16 protein-coding genes are annotated in these 20912 nt (G+C 32.9%); 10 read left to right on the forward strand and 6 right to left on the reverse strand.

Translation table 11 applies throughout. The annotated features are described in order from the left end of the window. Positions 1 to 65: 65 nt before the first annotated feature. Positions 66 to 1235, reverse strand: a complete 1170-nt coding sequence (locus JG554_RS05675) for an esterase-like activity of phytase family protein (RefSeq protein ID WP_046206858.1) — start codon at positions 1233 to 1235, stop codon at positions 66 to 68. A gap of 208 nt (positions 1236 to 1443) precedes the next feature. Further along, positions 1444 to 1947 (reverse strand): universal stress protein, encoded by a 504-nt coding sequence (locus JG554_RS05680; RefSeq protein ID WP_046206859.1) that lies wholly within the window; start codon positions 1945 to 1947, stop codon positions 1444 to 1446. Between the two features lie 150 nt (positions 1948 to 2097). On the opposite strand from JG554_RS05680, the gene ald reads away from it, so the two are divergent. Continuing rightward, complete coding sequence (ald, locus tag JG554_RS05685; RefSeq protein ID WP_046206860.1) at positions 2098 to 3213, forward strand: alanine dehydrogenase; 1116 nt, start codon at positions 2098 to 2100, stop codon at positions 3211 to 3213. A gap of 219 nt (positions 3214 to 3432) precedes the next feature. Here ald and JG554_RS05690 read toward each other — a convergent pair whose 3' ends face one another. Together JG554_RS05690 and JG554_RS05695 are read right to left on the reverse strand one after the other, a co-directional pair. Further along, a complete protein-coding gene (locus tag JG554_RS05690) occupies positions 3433 to 4062 on the reverse strand; it encodes a copper homeostasis protein CutC (protein WP_070039326.1) in 630 nt (209 codons plus the stop codon). After that, entirely contained in the window at positions 4059 to 5111 is a 1053-nt protein-coding gene (locus JG554_RS05695; RefSeq protein ID WP_203265386.1) for a M24 family metallopeptidase, read from the reverse strand. Before JG554_RS05695 ends, JG554_RS05690 begins: the two co-directional genes overlap by 4 nt. 204 nt (positions 5112 to 5315) lie before the next feature. Here JG554_RS05695 and JG554_RS05700 point away from each other — a divergent pair, with 204 nt between their 5' ends. Next, positions 5316 to 6005, forward strand: coding sequence for a metal-dependent hydrolase (locus tag JG554_RS05700; protein WP_046206863.1), 690 nt, complete (start codon positions 5316 to 5318; stop codon positions 6003 to 6005). A gap of 145 nt (positions 6006 to 6150) precedes the next feature. Here JG554_RS05700 and JG554_RS05705 read toward each other — a convergent pair whose 3' ends face one another. Further along, positions 6151 to 6564: a universal stress protein gene (locus tag JG554_RS05705; RefSeq protein WP_046206864.1), complete on the reverse strand. Its 414-nt coding sequence runs from the start codon at positions 6562 to 6564 to the stop codon at positions 6151 to 6153. 223 nt (positions 6565 to 6787) lie between these two features. On the opposite strand from JG554_RS05705, the gene JG554_RS05710 reads away from it, so the two are divergent. From JG554_RS05710 to pyk, 8 genes are all read left to right on the forward strand, one after another. Further along, positions 6788 to 8080 carry a DRTGG domain-containing protein gene (locus JG554_RS05710; protein WP_046206865.1) on the forward strand — a complete coding sequence of 431 codons (1293 nt, stop codon included), beginning with the start codon at positions 6788 to 6790 and terminating at the stop codon, positions 8078 to 8080. 35 nt (positions 8081 to 8115) lie between these two features. Next, complete coding sequence (locus JG554_RS05715; protein WP_046206866.1) at positions 8116 to 9051, forward strand: DHH family phosphoesterase; 936 nt, start codon at positions 8116 to 8118, stop codon at positions 9049 to 9051. 20 nt (positions 9052 to 9071) lie between these two features. Continuing rightward, positions 9072 to 12275, forward strand: coding sequence for a DNA polymerase III subunit alpha (locus JG554_RS05720; protein ID WP_070039328.1), 3204 nt, complete (start codon positions 9072 to 9074; stop codon positions 12273 to 12275). Positions 12276 to 12513: 238 nt separating this feature from the next. Beyond that, positions 12514 to 13746 (forward strand): NADP-dependent malic enzyme, encoded by a 1233-nt coding sequence (locus JG554_RS05725; protein ID WP_064208848.1) that lies wholly within the window; start codon positions 12514 to 12516, stop codon positions 13744 to 13746. A gap of 75 nt (positions 13747 to 13821) precedes the next feature. Continuing rightward, positions 13822 to 14688: an acetyl-CoA carboxylase, carboxyltransferase subunit beta gene (accD, locus tag JG554_RS05730; protein ID WP_046206869.1), complete on the forward strand. Its 867-nt coding sequence runs from the start codon at positions 13822 to 13824 to the stop codon at positions 14686 to 14688. Then, a complete protein-coding gene (locus JG554_RS05735) occupies positions 14681 to 15625 on the forward strand; it encodes an acetyl-CoA carboxylase carboxyltransferase subunit alpha (RefSeq protein ID WP_070039330.1) in 945 nt (314 codons plus the stop codon). Before accD ends, JG554_RS05735 begins: the two co-directional genes overlap by 8 nt. 393 nt (positions 15626 to 16018) lie before the next feature. Further along, positions 16019 to 16987: a 6-phosphofructokinase gene (gene pfkA / locus JG554_RS05740; RefSeq protein WP_046206871.1), complete on the forward strand. Its 969-nt coding sequence runs from the start codon at positions 16019 to 16021 to the stop codon at positions 16985 to 16987. A 20-nt stretch (positions 16988 to 17007) separates the two neighbouring features. Continuing rightward, positions 17008 to 18768: a pyruvate kinase gene (gene pyk / locus JG554_RS05745; RefSeq protein ID WP_046206872.1), complete on the forward strand. Its 1761-nt coding sequence runs from the start codon at positions 17008 to 17010 to the stop codon at positions 18766 to 18768. A gap of 428 nt (positions 18769 to 19196) precedes the next feature. On the opposite strand, the gene JG554_RS05750 is transcribed toward pyk, so the two are convergent. Further along, entirely contained in the window at positions 19197 to 20561 is a 1365-nt protein-coding gene (locus JG554_RS05750) for an amino acid permease (protein WP_070039334.1), read from the reverse strand. Between the last annotated feature and the right edge of the window lie 351 nt (positions 20562 to 20912).

A 20912-nucleotide genomic window follows, 5' to 3' on the forward strand; every position in this document is an offset into this window, starting at 1 on the left:
TAACTACTTATTAAGTTTTAAAAAAATATACTTGAATTGAAAAACATAAGCTGATTGTTGTATTTTTAAGGTTTTATTTCGAATGCAGTTAGGTTCGTTTGTTGTTTTTGATTGAAGTTATTATCTGAAATAAAGACCAAGCTATCGTTACCATTAGGTAATTTCGGGCCAAATGACATTCCTTCTATATTGTCGATATGCCCAATGTCTTGCTCATTAAGATTTGCGATCAGTTGTTTTTTTACCGGTGCGACGTGAGATTTTTGGAGAGATTTAATATTTTTAATATCTGTTCCACTGGCTATATCGACTTTATAGACGCGAATATAATTTTTGAAATTACTATTTTTATCTTGAACAGTGGCACGCTCAAGTACAAGTAATTGTTTTTGATTCAAGGTTAAAATTTCAGCAATTCCATTTTCAGCATCTTTATTTTTTCCAGGTTTTTTAGGAATTGGATCTAGAGAATAAGCTTTTTCTGTTATAACATCTCCTTGACGATTATATTTTGTTAAGCGTGTTAGGGCGCCTGATTCTGTGGTTGGTAATTGATCATCTTGAAGTAAAGGTGCTTCCATAGAAGTCCAGATATACTTACCATTTTCAGAAAACGTACTCCCTTCTAGCGCCTGATTATTTCTAAATCCATATTTATTTTGATCATCCTTTTTGATAGGGTTATTGATTTGCAAATCATTGATCAATGTTCCAGTTCTACTAGTTATTCTTATGAAGGGATTGAAACCGAGATTTCGATCACCTTCACTTGTATAAAGTATATGGTTACGATTGAGAGGGTCAATTCTAATTGATTCTGGGTCAACTACAACATCTTGTGAATGGGGATTATACGATGCTTTATTTGGGTATTTTGTTCCATTAGCTTGTGTTAAATAGTGCATTCGAGTGAATTTTACTTTATTAAATTTGTGTTTATTATAATGAATTTGAGCTTCATAAAATCTGGCTGGATTTTCTTCTGAACGGTCATCGCTAATCATAAGCCATTTTTTGGATTTGGCATCATAGGAAATGCCAGAAAGACCGCCTACTTTTGTATCATTAAATGATTTATTATAAGGAATTGTTTCCGTATCTATATAATTTAATCGAGTAGCTGTTTTTTCACTTTTTATATCATCAGTTGAAGATGCGTATGTATGTGTTGGTGCAGAAATCAAAAAAGCATTAATGGCAAAACTAAGTATCATCAGTCTCTTAAATTGTTTCATATCATTGACTCCTTTAGGGGTATGTCTTAATTTTATTTTACTTACCTGATATGAAGCGCATTTGAATTTAATATAACAATTGGATAACAAGTAAATTATAGATGTTAAGAAAATTAATAAAAAGAGATAGTTTAACACTATATATCGTGCAAACTATCTCTCTTCTTTTAAATCTGTATGCTTTTATTAAATAGGTCGAATATTAAAGTTAGTGTGCTTGATACTTAGATCTAAATTCATCTGTAGCTACTTGTGGTTGGAAGTCTTCTGGAAGTTCTTCTGTGCGTACCACCAACACGTCACACGGAGAGTGTCGTACAATTGCCTCAGACACAGAACCTACGATAAATCTTTCAACTGCATTTAATCCTGACGTACCACACATAATTAAATCTGCTTCTACATCAGCTGCTAACTTTTTAGGTATGATTGCTTTAGGTGAACCAAATTCTAGTCTTGTTTCAACCGCGGTTACACCAGCATTTGTTGCTACTTCTTTATAACCTTTTAACAAATCTTCTGAGAAATTTTTTGATTTTTCAGTAAATTGAGCATCATAAACTTCATAAGAAGAGTAAGTTCTTGAATCAATAACATTGACGATTGTTAGTTTAGAGTCATTACGTTTTGCTACTTCTACAGCTTTATTAAATGCCCATTCAGCTTCATGTGATCCATCGACAGCGATTAAAATATTTTTATACGTTAGCATCACAATTACCTCCTTCATCTTCTTGCTTATATTATACCACTATTTACAGAATATTAACATAATTCCCCTTAATACATGTTGTAAAAATACCCTAAACTATGATTGCGCTTTCATATAATACGCGTTACTATAAATTTGGAGGTGGATAAAATGAGAATAGGTATTCCGAAGGAGATTAAAAACAATGAAAATAGGGTGAGTTTATCACCAAGTGGTGTACATGCATTAGTAGAACAAGGTCACTCAGTCATTGTTGAAAAATCTGCTGGTTTAGGTTCATATTTTGAAGATGATGATTATGTTACGGCTGGGGCGAAAATTGGTGATGGACCAGCTGAAGTATGGAACGTGGATATGGTTATGAAAGTCAAAGAGCCATTAGAAGAAGAGTTCCAATACTTTAAGGAAGGACTCATACTATTTACTTATTTACATTTAGCAAATGAAAAGAAACTCACACAAGCTTTATTAGATAATAAAGTAATAGGTATTGCTTATGAAACGGTTCAATTGCCAGATAAATCATTACCACTATTAACACCAATGAGTGAAGTAGCAGGGCGTATGTCTGCTCAAATTGGGGCAGAATTTTTACAAAAATATAAAGGTGGCATGGGCATTTTACTTGGCGGTGTGCCTGGCGTCTCTAAAGGCCGCGTAACGATTATCGGTGGAGGTCAAGCTGGCACAAATGCTGCTAAAATAGCATTAGGATTAGGTGCCGATGTAACAATTTTGGATGTTAATCCTAAGCGTTTACAAGAGCTTGAAGATTTATTTGATGGTCGTGTGCACACAATTATGTCTAACCCATTAAATATTGAACAATGTGTTAAAAACAGCGACTTAGTTATCGGTGCGGTATTAATTCCAGGTGCCAAAGCGCCAAATCTAGTTACTGAAGACATGGTAAAATCCATGAAAGACGGTTCGGTAATCGTGGATATTGCTATAGACCAAGGTGGTATTTTCGAGACAACTGATCGTATTTCAACGCATGATGATCCAACGTATAAAAAACATGGTGTTGTACATTATGCTGTGGCTAATATGCCTGGTGCAGTACCACGTACTTCTACCATTGCATTGAATAATGCAACGTTACCATATGCATTACAAATTGCGGGAAAAGGTTACTTAAAAGCATTACAAGATAACGAACCTCTATCATTTGGTTTAAATACAATTAATGGTGTATTAACAAATAAAGGTGTAGGTGAAGCTTTGAATTTACCTTATTCTAATGTTGAAAGTTCTCTTAAATAATAAAAAATAACAAACAAAAACTGGTAATCTCTTCTATAAAGTAGAGGTTACCAGTTTTTAATTTGGATTTTAAAATAATTTATGAAATTTAATGTGTTTAAATAATGATAATTGTAAAATATAATCTAAATATTGAGACACGAACACAACAATCGTTAATATGATGAAATTTGTGTTGCAGTTAAGCATTTGAATGTCATATAAGATTATTTGATACTGCTATACAATTTTTGTACCGTGTACTTCTTGAAAAGGAAATGCAGCAACGAGCGCTTGAACATTAGATTTTGTTAAACCACCACCAGGCATGATTTCAATATTTCCACCAGAATTCACGACCAATTTACCAAGTTGATTTAAATTATCAAAAATATCAGTTTCTGCTGGACCACCATGTGTCAGTAACCTGGTAAAACCTAGTTCAATTAATTTGTGTAATGCTTTTACTTGTCCTTCTAAATGAATTTCGTCGAAAGCCATATGACAAACAACAGGTATTGGTGATGCGAGTTGTTTTAAAGTTTTCATTTGCCATTCGTTCAGTGTATTATCTTCTGTTAAACAACCGAAAACAAAGTAGTCAATATCATATGATTTAATAGCTTTAATATCTCGTTGCATAATTTCAAAGTCGTATAAGCTATATACAAAGTTGCCTCCGCGAGGGCGTATCATGATAGCAATTTCTACGTGATTTGCTTTACAAATTTCAGTAGCAATTTCAATCATTCCAATACTAGGTGTGGTACCTCCGACATGTAAGTTATCACATAATTCAATACGATCTGTACCATTTTCAATTGCGTATTCAACTTGTTGGATTGTTTCGACTACGGCCTCTTTGATCATTTTTCGTAACCTGTTAAGCTTTCGTTTCCATTTTCAGTAACAAGAATATCATCTTCTATACGCACACCAGCTACTCCTGGAAAATAGATGCCAGGTTCGACTGTTACAACCATACCCGGTACGAATTCATTTGTATTTGTACTAGAAACATCTTGGTATTCATGCTCTTCTAATCCTAGGCCATGTCCTAATCGATGAGGGAAGTAGTCTCCATAACCAGCATCTGTGATAATATCTCGAGCAATAGCGTCTACATCTTTGATTTGTACACCAGGTTTAATTGCAGCAATCGCCGCTTGTTCAGCTTTTAATACGGTATCGTAAATGTTTTGAGCTTCTGAACTAGGCTTTCCAAATTTAATTGTTCTGGTCATATCACTACAATAATTTTCGTAAATGACGCCTAAATCAAATAACACAAATTCATTATTTTGTAATTGACGGTCGCCAGGTATACCGTGTGGTGATGCTGCGTGATCACCGAAAAGGACCATTGTATCAAAGCTCATTTCATTAACGCCATAAGCTTTGATTTCATATTCAATGTGATTAACAACTTGTCGTTCTGTCACACCTTCTTTTAAGAAATCTGCTCCAATTTCTATACATTTATCTGCTAGTTCACAAGCTTTCCGAATTTTAGCGATTTCAGATTCACTTTTAACATTACGTAGTGACTTTATCGTTTGATCTATGTCACCGAACGATTGTACTTTGAAAGCTTCGATTAATTCACGTTGACGCTGTACAGTTAAATGAGCCGCTTCTACTAACATTTTATTGAAAGTATGTGGATATTTATCTAATGCATTTTCTGTATCAAGGTAACCAATGACCTCTCCCTCAAAAGGTGAAGCTTTAACTTCTTCAACTTCAAGTTGTGGGCAAAATAAAACTTGATCACCATTCGCTTTGATTAAAAGAGCTAGTAACCGTTCGTGAGGATCACTTAAATAGCCGGTGAAATAAAAGATGTTTAATGGGGTAGTAATCCATGCTGCATCAGCTTGTTGTGACTTTAATGATTCTATAACTTGTTGTAACTTCATTTTACTGCCTCCTATATATATGATTATATTAATTTTATGTTAGTTGTGTAAGGAATTCAAAAATAATATGTTGAAATAGAGTATATTGCTAAAATTATTAAAAAATTTATCGTTCATAAACACGTATTTTGGTAAAAGTGTGTTATAACTATTAATCATTGTGGTATATATAAAATAAATAGTTTTATGGGAGGAATTATCGATATGAAATTATCTTTTCATGGACAATCAACGATTTATTTTGAAGCAAATGGTAAAAAAGTAATTGTTGATCCATTTATTACGGGAAACGATTTATCTGATTTAGATGCTGAAACTTTAGAAGTAGATTATATAATTTTAACACATGGTCATGGCGATCATTTTGGTGATACAGTTGAATTAGCAAATAGAAACCATGCAACAGTTATTGGTTCAGCTGAATTAGGTGATTATTTAACGACTACTAAAAATGTTGAAAATGTTAGACCTATGAATATTGGTGGTAAAGCAGAATTTGATTTTGGAACGGTTAAGTTTGTACAAGCGTTTCACAGTTCTAGCTTGACTGATGACAATGGTATTCCCGTATATTTAGGTATGCCGATGGGGCTAATTTTAGAAATAGAAGGCAAGACGATTTATCATACTGGTGATACAGGATTATTTGGTGACATGAAATTAATTGCTGAACGTCATCCAGTTGACATTTGTTTTATTCCAATTGGTGATAATTTCACAATGGGCATTGATGATGCTAGTTTTGCAATTAATCAGTTCATTAAACCTAAAATTACAGTACCAATTCACTACAATACGTTTGACTTGATTAAACAAAATCCAGAAGATTTCAAGTCAGCTGTTTCAGAAGGTGAAGTACAGATATTAAATCCAGGTGATGCAGTCCAACTTTAAAGTGATTGTGACATAAAAAATCTTGGATAAAACAAAAACGCCAATTTCTACTAGGATTTTAGAGGAATTGGCGTTTTCTTTGGTTTTATAGAATTGGATCGTTTGATGCAATGAGGTGACTATTAGAGTCATATTAAGTGTTATGCTATTTTACAATAAGCACAGGGATGCTTGCTCTTTTAGCAACTTTATGACTCACACTACCTAGCACGAATTTTTTCTTGGCTTCAGCACGACGGTTACTAAGTACAACAATTTCATATTTACCACTATTTGCCTCTTTTACCAATTGTTCTTTAGCATTACCGCGAACAATGATTTCATCATATTTAATGCCATATTCATCGAGCGTATTTCGTGTATTTTCTAAACCTTTACTACGTTTTTCAACAAGTTTATCTAAATGAACACCAGATTTAATCGATGCTTGTGCATCTTGTTCACTGATTGCGTTAAGAATTGTTACAACAGTACCTTCACCAGCTAATTTTGAAACTTCTTCTAGCGCTTTTTCATTTTTAAGTGTGGTATCAACACCGAGTAAAATATTTTTAAACATTATTCCATCCCTCCTTAATTCTATTCTAATTAGAGTTTATCACAAATCAAATTAAAAATTATATATTTTCATAGTAACTGAGTAAAAAGTTTTATAAATATTAATATATTACTGAATATATGTCATAATTATAGTTAAAATATATTTTTTAAGTGATTAAATCGCAATTTTAGCTATAAAAAGTTATAATATCATAGAAAATGTCAAAAATGAGGTTATTAAAATGACAAAGCATGAGCAAATTTTATCTTATATCGAATCTTTAGCAGTAGGACAAAAGATTTCTGTTAGAAAAATAGCGAAAGATTTAAATGTCTCTGAGGGGACAGCGTATCGTGCGATTAAAGATGCCGGTAGAATTGGTTTAGTAGCAACAATAGATAGAGTTGGTACTGTCCGAATAGAAAAGAAATCACGTGAACAAATTGAACAACTTACATTTGGAGAAATTGTAAAAATAATTGATGGACAAGTATTAGGAGGAAGAAATGGCCTTATTAAGACATTATCAAAATTTGCGATTGGCGCAATGGAAATTGAAGATGTGGTAAAGTATTTAAGTCCTCACACATTATTGATTGTAGGAAATCGTAAAGATGTCCAATTGGCCGCATTGAAAAGAGGAAGCGCAGTATTGATTACTGGTGGTTTCAGAACGTCTAATGAGATAATCAAATATGCCGATGAACATGATTTACCGATACTGTCATCTAATTATGATACATATTTAGTTGCAAATATTATTAATAGAGCGATGTATAATCAAATGATTCGGAAAGAAATATTGGTCGTTGAAGACATAGTTAAATCAGTGAATGAAGATACTGTGGTTTTTGATAATATGACCTTGCACGATTACAAAGAAAAAGCAAAACGCACAGGACATTCCAGATTCCCGGTTATTGATGAACATTGGCGTTTAGTTGGTATTATCACAAGTAAAGAAATAATTAAAATGGATGACAATGATACTTTAGCACATTTTATGACGAAGTCTCCACTCAATGTACAACTTTCAACTACTGTTGCAAATTGTGCACACATGATGATTTGGGAAGGTATTGAATTATTACCAGTGATTTCACCAAGCAAAAAATTAATAGGTGTAATTACCAGAAAAGATGTATTAACAGCAATGCAATTGCTGAGTCGTCAGCCACAAGTAGGTGAAACCATTAATGATCAAGTAGCTAAACATATTACAATTGCAAACGATGATATTCAAGTACAAACTTCGCCTTTACTTACAAATCAATTTGGCACATTGAGTAAAGCAGTTTTTGTAGCAATTATTGAAGAAACCGTTCGTTATGAAATGCGGAAATTAAAGAAACTTGAAGTAATGATTGAAAGTTTAAATATCATTTACATTAAGACTGTGCAAATTGAATCTGAAATCAATGTACATTATGATATGTTAGATGTAGGTAGAAATTTTGCTAAATTAGAGGTAACGATGACAAGTGATGGTAAACATGTTGCAAAAGCAATGATCATTTGTCAGATGATAGATTAAAGGGTATATATAAATTATAAAAAGGAAGATATAAAATGACGATGGAATTTAATCAAATTATGGATGAAATAAAAGCGGTTCAAACAGTAATTATACATAGACATGTGAGACCAGACCCGGATGCTTATGGATCGCAACTCGGCTTGAAAAATTACTTAAAACTTAAATTTCCAGAAAAGAATATTTTTGCAGTTGGAGAAGGAGAACCGTCGCTTGATTTTATCGGTACTTTTGATGATATTAGTGATGACCAATATAACGAAGCATTGGTTATCGTATGCGACACTGCTAATGCACCGAGAATCAGTGACCATAGATTCAATACTGGCAAACGTCTTGTTAAAATTGATCATCACCCAGCAGTTGACCAATATGGAGATATAAATTATGTCAATGATGAAGCATCATCAACGAGTGAGATTATTTTTGATTTCATAAGTCATTTTAACGATCAATCTCTGATTGATGATTCTGTAGCAAGAGTATTGTATCTAGGTATTGTTGGAGATACTGGGCGTTTTTTATTTAATAATACAACACCACATACGATGGAAGTCGCAAGCCAATTATTAAAATATTCATTTAATCATCAACAAGAATTGAATAAATTGGGTGAAAAAGATCCTAAATTATTGCCATTTCAAGGCTATGTTTTACAAAATTTTGATTTAAATGATAAAGGTTTTTGTAAGGTGAAAATCACAAAAGATGTACTAGAAAAATTTGATATTGTAGCGAATGAAGCTTCGCTATTTGTCAATGCGATTGCTGACATTCAAGGATTGAAAATATGGGTTTTTGCGGTAGATGAAGGAACTGAAATTAGATGTCGCATTCGTTCTAAAGGTATCGTCATTAATGATATTGCTAATGCATTTGGTGGTGGAGGCCATCCGAATGCATCTGGTGTTTCCGTTGCAGATTGGCAACAATTTGAAGAATTAGCACAAGCATTAAATAATAAATTGTAAGATTTGGGAGGTATTTGCTGATGGTTGCGCATTTAAACGTTCATACATCGTATGACTTATTGAATTCAAGTATTAAAATTAAAGATGTCATTGCGAAAGCAACGAAAGAAGGTTACACATCATTAGCAATTACAGATACAAATGTTTTATATGGTTATCCCCAATTCTACGACGCGTGCATAGCAGCAAATATTCATCCAATATTTGGTATGACGATTTATCTCACAGATGGTTTAGCTTCAGTTGAAACCATTGTCCTTGCTAAAAATAATCAAGGTCTAAAAGATTTATTTAAATTATCATCTGCAATTAAAATGAAAGAAAAGTCTGAAACGCCCTTAGAGTGGCTTAATAAATATATTGATCATTTGATTGTCATATTTAAAGATGTAAATGATTCACACCAAAGCATATTACAAAATTTTATTGGTAATGAAGATATATTTGTAAATCACAATAGCCAACAAGGATTAGATTTTCCGGTCGTGTGGGCACAAAGTACAAACTATTTAAATGAAGAAGATGCGGATACTTTAACGGCATTAGCTGCTATAAAAAATAATGAGAAATTAGATTTAGTTAAAGAAGTGCATGATTACAACGCACATATGTTTAGTAGAGCTGATTTAGATACATTCCATGTTAGTGAGCGTATTTGGCAAAATACAAATTACATCGCAACCATTTGTAATGCCGAACTACAATATCATCAATCATTATTACCTAAATTTAAAACACCAAATAATCAGCCGTCTAAAGATTATCTTTATGAGATGCTTCAACAAAATTTGAAACAGTTAAATCTATCCCAAGCATCACTACAAAGATATGCTAAAAGGCTTAATCATGAATATGAAATTATTACACGCATGGGTTTTGAAGACTATTTTTTAATTGTAAGTGATTTAATACATTTTGCTAAAACGCATGATGTATTAGTTGGTCCAGGTCGTGGTTCATCTGCTGGTTCTTTAGTTAGTTACCTATTAGATATTACGACGATTGATCCCATTAAATATAACTTGTTATTTGAGCGTTTTTTAAATCCTGAGCGTGTTACTATGCCAGATATTGATATTGATTTTGAAGATACACATAGAGAAAAAGTGATTAAATATGTACAGGAAAAATATGGCAATAATCATGTTTCTGGTATAGTGACATTTGGTCATTTATTAGCAAGGGCAGTTTCAAGAGACGTCGGTCGGATTATGGGTTTTGATGAAATAACATTAAATGAAATTTCATCTTTAATCCCTCATAAATTAGGCATTACATTAGATGAGGCATATGAGAAAAAGGAATTTAAACAATTTGTGCATAGAAATCATCGGCATGAACGCTGGTTTGAAATTTGTAAAAAATTAGAAGGTCTACCACGACATACGTCAACACATGCAGCAGGGATCATTATAAACGACCACCCTTTATATGAGTATACACCATTAACTTTAGGTGATACTGGCATACTGACACAGTGGACTATGACCGAAGCGGAACGTATTGGTCTGTTGAAAATTGATTTTCTAGGTTTACGAAATTTATCTATTATTCATCAAATCGTTAAGCAAGTGAAAAGAGATATGAACATTGATATAGATATTGAAGCCATTCCTTTTAATGATTCAAAAGTATTTCAGTTACTCTCACATGGTGATACAACAGGTGTATTCCAATTAGAATCTGATGGTATAAGAAATGTATTGAAAAAATTACAACCAGAACAATTTGAAGATATTGTAGCTGTAACTTCTTTGTATAGACCTGGACCTATGGAAGAAATACCAACGTATATTACTAGGAGACACTTCCCTGAAAAAGTACAATATTTGCATAAAGACTTAGAGCCTATATTAAAAACAACGTATGGTGTTATTATCTATCAGGAACAAATTATGCAAATTGCGAGTAAGTTTGCTAATTTTAGTTATGGTGAAGCAGATATATTAAGACGTGCAATGAGTAAAAAGAATCGTGCAGTATTAGAGAGTGAGCGACAACACTTTGTGGAAGGTGCTTTAAGTAACGGGTATGATGAACGATTAAGCAAACAAATTTTTGATCTGATTTTAAAATTTGCAGATTATGGCTTCGCACGTGCACATGCGGTGAGTTACTCCAAAATAGCTTATATTATGAGTTATTTAAAAGTACATTATGCTAATTATTTTTATGCCAATATCCTAAGTAATTCAATTGGTAGTGAAAAGAAGACAGCACAAATGATCGATGAAGCGAAACATCAGCAATTAAATATATTGGCACCCAATATTAATGAAAGTCATTGGTTTTATAAAGCAAGCAACAAAGGTATCTATCTATCTTTAGGCGCAATTAAAGGCATCGGCTATCAGAGTGTTAAACTTATTGTTGATGAAAGAAAAAGTAATGGTATATATAAAGATTTCTTTGATTTTACACGTCGTATACCTAAAAGAATAAAGAGTAGAAAATTACTTGAAGCATTAATATTAGTCGGTGCTTTTGATACATTTGGTAAAAATAGAGCGACGTTATTGCATGCGATTGATCAAGTGTTAGATGACGTCTCCAATGTGGAACAAGATGATTTTATTTTTGATGTATTGACCCCAAAAACATCTTATGAAGACAAAGAAGAATTACCAGATCAAGTACTAAGTGATTATGAAAAAGAATATTTAGGGTTTTATGTCTCGACACATCCTGTAGAGAAGGCATTTGAAGAAAAACAATATCTTGGTATTTATAAGCTTAATAATGCTAGAGATAATCAACCTATCTTTATTCAAATCGACCAGTTAAAACGTATTCGTACTAAAAACGGACAAAATATGGCATTTATTACGTTAAATGATGGACTTAATAATTTAGATGGGGTAGTGTTCCCAGACGCATATAAAAAATTCGAAATATACTTAAACAAGACAGATACACTTATTGTGAAAGGTAAATTTGAATATAGAAATAATAAAAAACAACTTATTATTAACCAAATAGAAAGTGTTGCGTCGTTTGAAAGTAATAAACTAGCAAATGCAAAACAAATCATCATTAGAAATATAGAAGATTTATCAGAAATAAAAAAGCAGTTAAATTTACAAGCAGCGGCAGATGACATCCCAGTGAAATATTTTCAAGAAAACCAAAATCAATTTAAAATTATAGGTTTTATAACACGTAAAAAAGAAAAAATTGAAACGCTGATAGCCAAGTTTTCACCATGGGATATAAGGATAATTTAACTTTATCAAGTCTATAAACTATGATATAGTAAACTGATGGTTAAGTTGATACTTACCATCAGTTTATATTAAATGATAGTTTAAATACTACATATAAAATATATGTTTTTATTACAAAAGTTATCATACAACATGTGCTTATGATTTAATGCTAACGATAACATTTGTAATTTTTGTTAGATTGTAATAAAAATATATATGACTGATTAAAATTATTGAATGTAAGGGGTAGGTTTACATGACATTAAGAGACGACGCACTAGAAATGCACAGAATTAATCAAGGTAAATTAGAAGTTACACCAAAAGTTCAAGTGACCAATAAAGAAGAGCTAAGTTTGGCATATTCACCCGGTGTAGCTGAACCATGTAAAGAAATACATGAAGACCCTAGAAAAGTATTTGAATATACAATGAAAGCAAATACAGTCGCTGTTGTTACAGATGGTACAGCTGTACTTGGATTGGGCAACATTGGTGCAGAAGCTAGTATTCCAGTAATGGAAGGGAAAGCAGTTTTGTTTAAAAGTTTTTCAGGCATTGATGGTGTGCCGATTGCACTTAATACAACGGATACAGATGAAATTGTAAATACAGTAAAATTATTAGAACCAAACTATGGTGGCATTAATCTTGAAGATATTTCTGCACCACGTTGTTTTGAAATTGAAGCGCGTTTAAAAAAAGAAACAAAAATACCTGTTTTTCATGATGACCAACATGGTACTGCAATTGTTACAGTTGCAGGTATGATCAATGCACTGCGCATTATAGATAAAGAATTATCTGATATAAAAGTGGTACTTAACGGAGCAGGTGCAGCAGGTATGGCAATTGTTCAATTGCTTTATTCATATGGTGTTAGAGATATGATTATGTGTGATTCCAAAGGTGCTATTTACGAAGGTCGTTCTTATGGTATGAATGATACAAAAGCATTTGTAGCTAAATGGACAAACAGAGATAAAGTAGAAGGCTCGTTAAGTGATGTCATAAAAGATGCTGACGTATTTATTGGCGTTTCTGTAGCCGATTTGTTAACAAAAGAAATGGTTGAATCAATGGCTAAAGATCCAATTATATTTGCTATGGCAAATCCGAATCCTGAAATCAATCCTGATGTAGCAAAAGAAGCAGGTGCTAAAGTAATTGGAACTGGTCGTTCGGATTATCCAAATCAAATCAATAATGTCCTTGCATTTCCTGGTATTTTTAGAGGTGCATTAGATGTAGAAGCTACGCATATAAATGAAGAGATGAAACAAGCTGCAGTAGAAGCAATTGCAAATTTAATTAAACCAGAAGAATTAAATCCAGATTACTGTATTCCTGGTCCATTTGATAAACGTGTGGCACCTTCTGTTGCTAGAGAAGTTGCAAAAGCAGCAATGGAAACAGGGGTAGCAAGAACAGATATGGACCCAGAAGAAATTTATAATAAAACAATGAAATTAACAGATTTAGATAAATAATATTCATGAATACTGATCTCAAAATATTGTGTTTATAATATTGGGAAGACAGTAATGGTTAAGTGGAGGTTTAAAATGTTTAAAGATTTTTTCAATAGAAGTAGTAAAAAGAAAAAGTATGTGACTGTTTCCGATTCAAAACAAAGTGATGTTCCAGCAGGAATTATGACAAAATGCCCGAAATGTAAGAAGATCATGTATACTAAAGAATTAGCTGAAAATTTAAATGTATGTTTCAATTGTGATCATCACATCGCTTTAACAGCGTATAAAAGAATTGAAGCCATTTCTGATGAAGGTACATTCACAGAATTTGATAAAGGAATGACCTCTGCGAATCCATTGGATTTTCCAAGTTATGAAGAAAAAATTCAAAAAGATCAACAAAAAACAGAGTTAAATGAAGCTGTTGTTACTGGTACAGCACATTTAGAAGGTATTGAATTTGGCGTAGCTGTGATGGATGCTAGATTTAGAATGGGTAGCATGGGTTCAGTGGTTGGTGAAAAGATATGTAGAATTATAGAATATTGTACTGAGCATCGTTTACCGTTCATCCTATTTTCTGCTAGTGGTGGCGCTAGAATGCAAGAAGGTATCATATCTTTAATGCAAATGGGTAAAACCAGTGTCACTTTAAAAAGACATATGGATCATGGATTGCTATATATTTCGTATATTACAAACCCAACAACAGGTGGTGTATCGGCAAGCTTTGCTTCAGTTGGTGATATTAATTTAAGTGAACCTAAAGCACTTATTGGTTTTGCTGGTAGACGAGTGATTGAACAAACGATTAATGAAAAGCTACCTGACGACTTCCAAACTGCTGAATTTTTATTAGAGCATGGACAATTAGATAAAGTTGTACATAGAAAAGAAATGAAAGTAACACTATCTAATATTTTAAAAATGCACCAAGAGGTGAAAACGAATGCTTGACTTTGAAAAGCCACTTTTTGAAATAAAAAACAAAATTGAATCGTTAAAAGAATCACAAGAAAAAAATGACGTGGACTTACAGGAAGAAATTGATATGCTTGAGGCTTCATTAGAGCGTGAAACACAAAAGGTATATACTCATTTAAAACCTTGGGATCGAGTACAGTTAGCGCGTTTACAAGAAAGACCTACATCTCTAGATTATATACCACATATTTTTGATTCCTTTATTGAGTTACATGGAGATCGTAATTTCAGAGATGATCCAGCTATGATTGGTGGTATTGGCTATTTAAATGGCCAAGCAGTTACAGTTGTTGGTCAACAACGTGGGAAAGATACCAAAGATAATATTTATCGTAACTTTGGTATGGCGCATCCTGAAGGATATAGAAAAGCCTTACGCTTAATGAAGCAAGCTGAAAAATTTAATAGACCTATTTTTACATTTATTGATACAAAAGGTGCTTATCCAGGGAAAGCAGCAGAAGAACGCGGTCAAAGTGAATCTATTGCTAAAAACCTTATTGAAATGGCAGCACTTAAAGTGCCAGTCATTGCGATTGTAATTGGTGAAGGTGGAAGCGGTGGTGCTTTAGGTCTTGGCATTTCGAATCGTTTATTAATGCTGGAAAACAGCACATATTCTGTAATTTCACCAGAGGGTGCATCAGCATTATTATGGAAAGATAGTAATTTAGCACAAATAGCTGCGGAAACAATGAAGATTACTGCAGAAGATTTATATGAATTGAAAATTGCCGATGAAGTTTTAAAAGAACCACTTGGTGGCGCTCATCATGATATTGAAAAGCAAGCTCAAAATATAAAAAGTGCATTTTTAAAACATTTGAATGAATTAAGTGCGTTTAATGAACAACAAATCATAGATGATCGCTATGACAAATTTAGAAATATCGGTTCTTTTAATGAATAATTAAAAAGACACGAAATAATATACTTCTGCAAAGCCATTTTTTATAGTATTCATACTAACCATGTGGATTTTAAAGTCTAAGGTTTTAAAAGAGCATTAAATTGCAATCAGGTATACAAACCCCTGATTTCATATTAGTGCTCTTTTTTATTGAGTAAAGTAAGTCAAAAGTGGGAATTTGAGATATCTGTTTAATAAAGTAAAGTTAAAGGTATGATAAAGTATCATTGTTTTGAAAATATAAAATATAAGGAAACGCTTTCGTATTGTAAAATGTTTTTTTACAATAATTAAAAACGTTTACATGAGTTACAATGCCCTATTTTAATGGCACCTTCTATAATTTTATGGTATTTTTAGAATAAGAAATACATGTTAGAAAGGTATGTCGTCATGAAAAAAATTGCAGTGTTGACTAGCGGTGGAGATTCACCAGGCATGAACGCGGCTATTAGAGCTGTTGTTAGAAAAGCGATTTATAATAATATTGAAGTTTACGGTGTTTACCAAGGCTATCAAGGATTATTAAACGATGATATCGAGAAGTTGGAGCTCGGTTCTGTTGGAGATACAATCCAACGTGGCGGAACTTTTCTGTATTCAGCAAGGTGTCCTGAATTTAAAGAAGCAGAAGTTCGACAAAAAGCAATAGAGAACTTGCGCAAAAGAGGTATTGAAGGCCTAGTAGTAATAGGCGGAGATGGTAGCTATAGAGGTGCGCAACGCATTAGTGAAGAATGTAAAGAAATTCAAACGATAGGTGTACCAGGTACGATAGATAATGATATCAACGGTTCAGACTTTACAATTGGATTTGATACTGCATTAAATACCATTATAGATTGTGTTGATAAAATTCGCGATACGGCTTCAAGTCATGCAAGAACATTCATCATAGAAGTTATGGGTCGTGATTGTGGAGATTTAGCACTATGGGCTGGACTTTCAGTAGGAGCTGAAACAATCATTGTCCCAGAAGTGGAAACAGATATTAAAGATGTAGCTGAAAAAATTGACAACGGAATAAGACGTGGGAAAAAACATTCCATTGTTATGGTTGCAGAAGGTTGTATGTCTGGAGAAGATTGTGCAAAAGAACTGACAAAGTATATTAATGTTGATGCGCGTGTATCTGTGCTTGGTCATATCCAACGTGGCGGCAGTCCAAGTGGCGCAGATAGAATGCTTGCTTCACGATTAGGTGGACATGCTGTAGACTTATTACTAGAAGGAAAAACAGCAATCGGCGTTGGTATTCGCAACAATGAATTAACAGACACTTCATTTGAAGAAATATTTAGGTCAAATGAACACAAGTTTGATTTTGAAACATTTGCTTTAGCAAATGAATTATCGATATAAAATACTGGGAGGCATTAATAATGAGAAAAACTAAAATTGTTTGTACAATTGGACCTGCATCTGAGTCTGAAGAAATGCTTGAGAAATTAATTAAAGCTGGAATGAATGTTGCGAGATTAAATTTCTCACATGGTGATCATGCAGAACATAAAGCTAGAATTGATAGAATTCGTGAAGTATCTCAAAGATTAGGTAAAACAGTTGCAATATTATTGGATACTAAAGGTCCTGAAATCCGTACTCACAACATGAAAGATGGTGCTATTGAACTTGAAAAAGGTACGGAAGTCATCGTAAGTATGACTGAAGTTGAAGGTACACCTGAAAAATTCTCAGTAACGTACGATAATCTAATAAATGATGTTCAAGAAGGCTCATATATTTTATTAGATGATGGCCTTATTGAATTACAAGTAAAACAAATAGATAAAGCAAACGGTGAAGTTGTATGTGATGTTTTAAACACTGGAGAATTAAAAAATAAAAAAGGCGTAAACTTACCAGGTGTTAAAGTAAGTTTACCAGGTATCACTGATAAAGATGCTGAAGATATTAAATTCGGTATAAGTGAAAATATTGACTTTATCGCTGCAAGTTTTGTGCGTCGTCCGAGTGATGTACTAGACATTCGTAAATTACTTGAAGATGGTAAAAACACAAACATTAGCATTATACCTAAAATCGAAAACCAAGAAGGTATTGACAATATTAAAGAAATACTTGAGGTTTCAGACGGTTTAATGGTTGCTCGTGGTGATATGGGTGTTGAAATACCACCTGAATCCGTACCAATGGTGCAAAAAGACTTGATCAGACAATGTAATAAATTAGGTAAGCCTGTTATCACAGCGACGCAAATGTTAGACTCAATGCAACGTAATCCTCGTGCGACACGTGCTGAAGCAAGTGACGTTGCGAATGCCATTTATGATGGTACAGATGCAGTTATGCTTTCAGGCGAAACAGCTGCTGGATTATACCCAGAAGAAGCAGTCAAAACAATGCGTAATATTGCAATTTCAGCTGAAGCTGCACAAGATTATAAACGATTATTATCCGATCGAACTAAATTAGTGCAAACTTCTTTAGTTAATGCAATTGGTGTTTCAGTAGCGCATACAGCATTAAATTTAAATGTAAAAGCGATTGTAGCAGCAACTGAAAGTGGTTCTACTGCTAGAACGATTTCTAAATATCGTCCTAAATCAGATATTATTGCGGTTACACCACATGCTGAAACTGCGCGTCAATGTGCATTGGTTTGGGGTATTCACCCTGTCGTTAAAGAAGGACGTAAAACAACAGATGCTATGTTGAACACAGCAGTTGCTACAGCGGTCGAAACTGAAAAAGTTCAAAATGGTGATTTAATCATTATTACAGCAGGTGTACCTACAGGAGAAAAAGGGACAACAAATATGATGAAATTACATCTAGTAGGTGACGAATTAGCTAAAGGTCAAGGTATCGGTAGAAATTCAGTTGTTGGAAATACTTTAGTAGTGAATGATGCGAGTGAACTTGAAGGCAAAGATTTAAGTGAAACGGTCATTGTCACAACTTCTGTAGATGAAACGCTTGTCCCTTACATTGAAAAAGCCAGTGGCTTAATTGCTGAAGAGAGCGGCATCACTTCTCCGAGCGCAATTATAGGTCTAGAAAAAGGCATTCCAACAATTGTAGGTGTTGAAAATGCGACTAAAGAGATACAAAATGATATCTTGATTACGGTAGATGCAAATCAAGGAAAAGTATTTGAAGGATATGCGAACGTACTTTAATCATAGTTATCATATGCTAAATCCTTACTCATAATATAAGCAACATAAGTGATAATACAAATTAAAAATGCACTTCCATTTATAAATGGAAGTGCATTTTTTCTAGATATAAAACTTTAACATCGTTACTCGATTTATAATCGTCACTTAAAGTAATACATCATACCATAAAAACATTAACAGATTGCGCTTATTTGATTGATATATAACACATGTTAAGCATGTCAAAAGTTATCTGTTTAAATGATTTCGATATGATATATACACCGTGTATTAAGATACTCAAATACTATTGTTAAATACTACACATAACGATGTAGCATCAATTCTCTTTTTTATACAGAAATAGCCCAAGACCATTTTATGTCTTAGGCTATTGTATTAGATTATTGATGTGTTGAAGCATTCAACAATAGTTGTTGATAGGATTACTTCATATCTGAAGTAGCGAATTTTTTATATCTTAGATACATAAGACTCAAGATGATAAACCAAATAGGTGTTAAATAGACTGCTCTTCTTGTTTCTACATTTACGAAAAGTAAGCAAAATACTAAAAAGAAGAAAATCAAAATGATATACCCAATATATTTACCACCAAATAATTTATATGTAGCATTTTTGTGCATTTCTGGGTTTTGGCGATGATAATTAATGTAAGCAACAATAATTAAAGCCCAAACGACTAAAAATAGTACTGTTGAAACAGTTGTAATATATGTGAATACTAAAGTTGCGTTTGGAATAATATAGTTCAATAAGGCTGAAATTAACAATAGAGCACATGAGACTAAGATTGCTATGTGAGGCACACCATTTTTGTTTGTTTTTTCAAAAATAGGGGGTGCTTGTTTTTGATTTGAAAGCCCAAATAACATACGGCTGTTTGAAAATATACCACTATTACAAGAAGAAGCAGCAGCTGTTAATACTACAAAGTTGATGATGCCTGCTGCAAATGGAATACCAATTAAAGCAAATAATCTCACAAAGGGACTTTCTTCTGGATTAATATTGTTCCAAGGGATGATTGACATAATTACAGTCAATGCACCAACATAAAATACTAAAATTCTAATCGGAACGCTGTTGATTGCTTTTGGAATTGTTTTAGTTGGATCTTTTGTTTCACCAGCCGTCACGCCAATCAATTCAATCCCTACAAAGGAAAAGAGTGCCATTTGAAATGACATTAAAAATCCACTAATCCCTTTTGGGAAAATACCATGTTGATATAAATTAGTTAACGAGGTGTGTCCAAATTGTGTATCGTATGCCATGACAATCATTACAATGCCAACGACAATAAGTGCTAAGATTGTAACTACTTTGATGATGGAAAACCAAAACTCTAGTTCTCCAAAAAGTTTAGCGCTTAATAAATTGAGTGACATTAAAATTAATACACAAAATAGAGCACTTATCCAATTGGGTATATGTGGGAACCAGAAACTAACGTATTTAGCAACAGCTGTAACCTCTGCCATACCTGTAATAATCCAACACAACCAATATGTCCATCCGGTAACAAATCCAGCAAATGAACCTATGTATTGATTTGTTACATCAGCAAAAGATTTAAAATTCGTATTTGTTACAAGAATTTCACCTAAGCCTCGCATAAACATAAATAACATAAATCCTATAATGATATATGTAAGTAAAATCGAAGGACCAGTTAATGCTATGGTTTGACCTGCTCCTAAGAAAAGCCCTGTGCCGATTGCACCTCCAATTGCAATTAACTGTATATGCCTATTGCTGAGTTCTCTTTGTAACTGTTGTTTTGCCATAAGTTTTAACTCCTTTATTAAGTTATTTATTATTATGATACGCAATTTAAAATAAAACAACACTTTTTTATAGTTGTATCTTAAAAAAGTCAGTGTAATATTATATTAATAATTTGTTATTAATCATGATAACCAATTAAAAACTTTGATAAATTGAAGAAAGGGTAATTACATATTAGAATGATGATATAACAACGTTCATTAATTATGGCGTGTTTATGGGCATATAAACAAATCATCATTTCTTAATGATTAACTAGGAATTTAAACTGAAATATTCACAAAAACGTAAATATTGGCTATAATAGTTTATGAAAGCCGTTTCATTATGAAATAGAAAAGGGGAATATA

Origin of the sequence: Staphylococcus sp. 11-B-312, assembly GCF_016743055.1 — a bacterium.
In the GTDB taxonomy this organism is placed as follows: Bacteria; Bacillota; Bacilli; order Staphylococcales; family Staphylococcaceae; genus Staphylococcus; species Staphylococcus ureilyticus.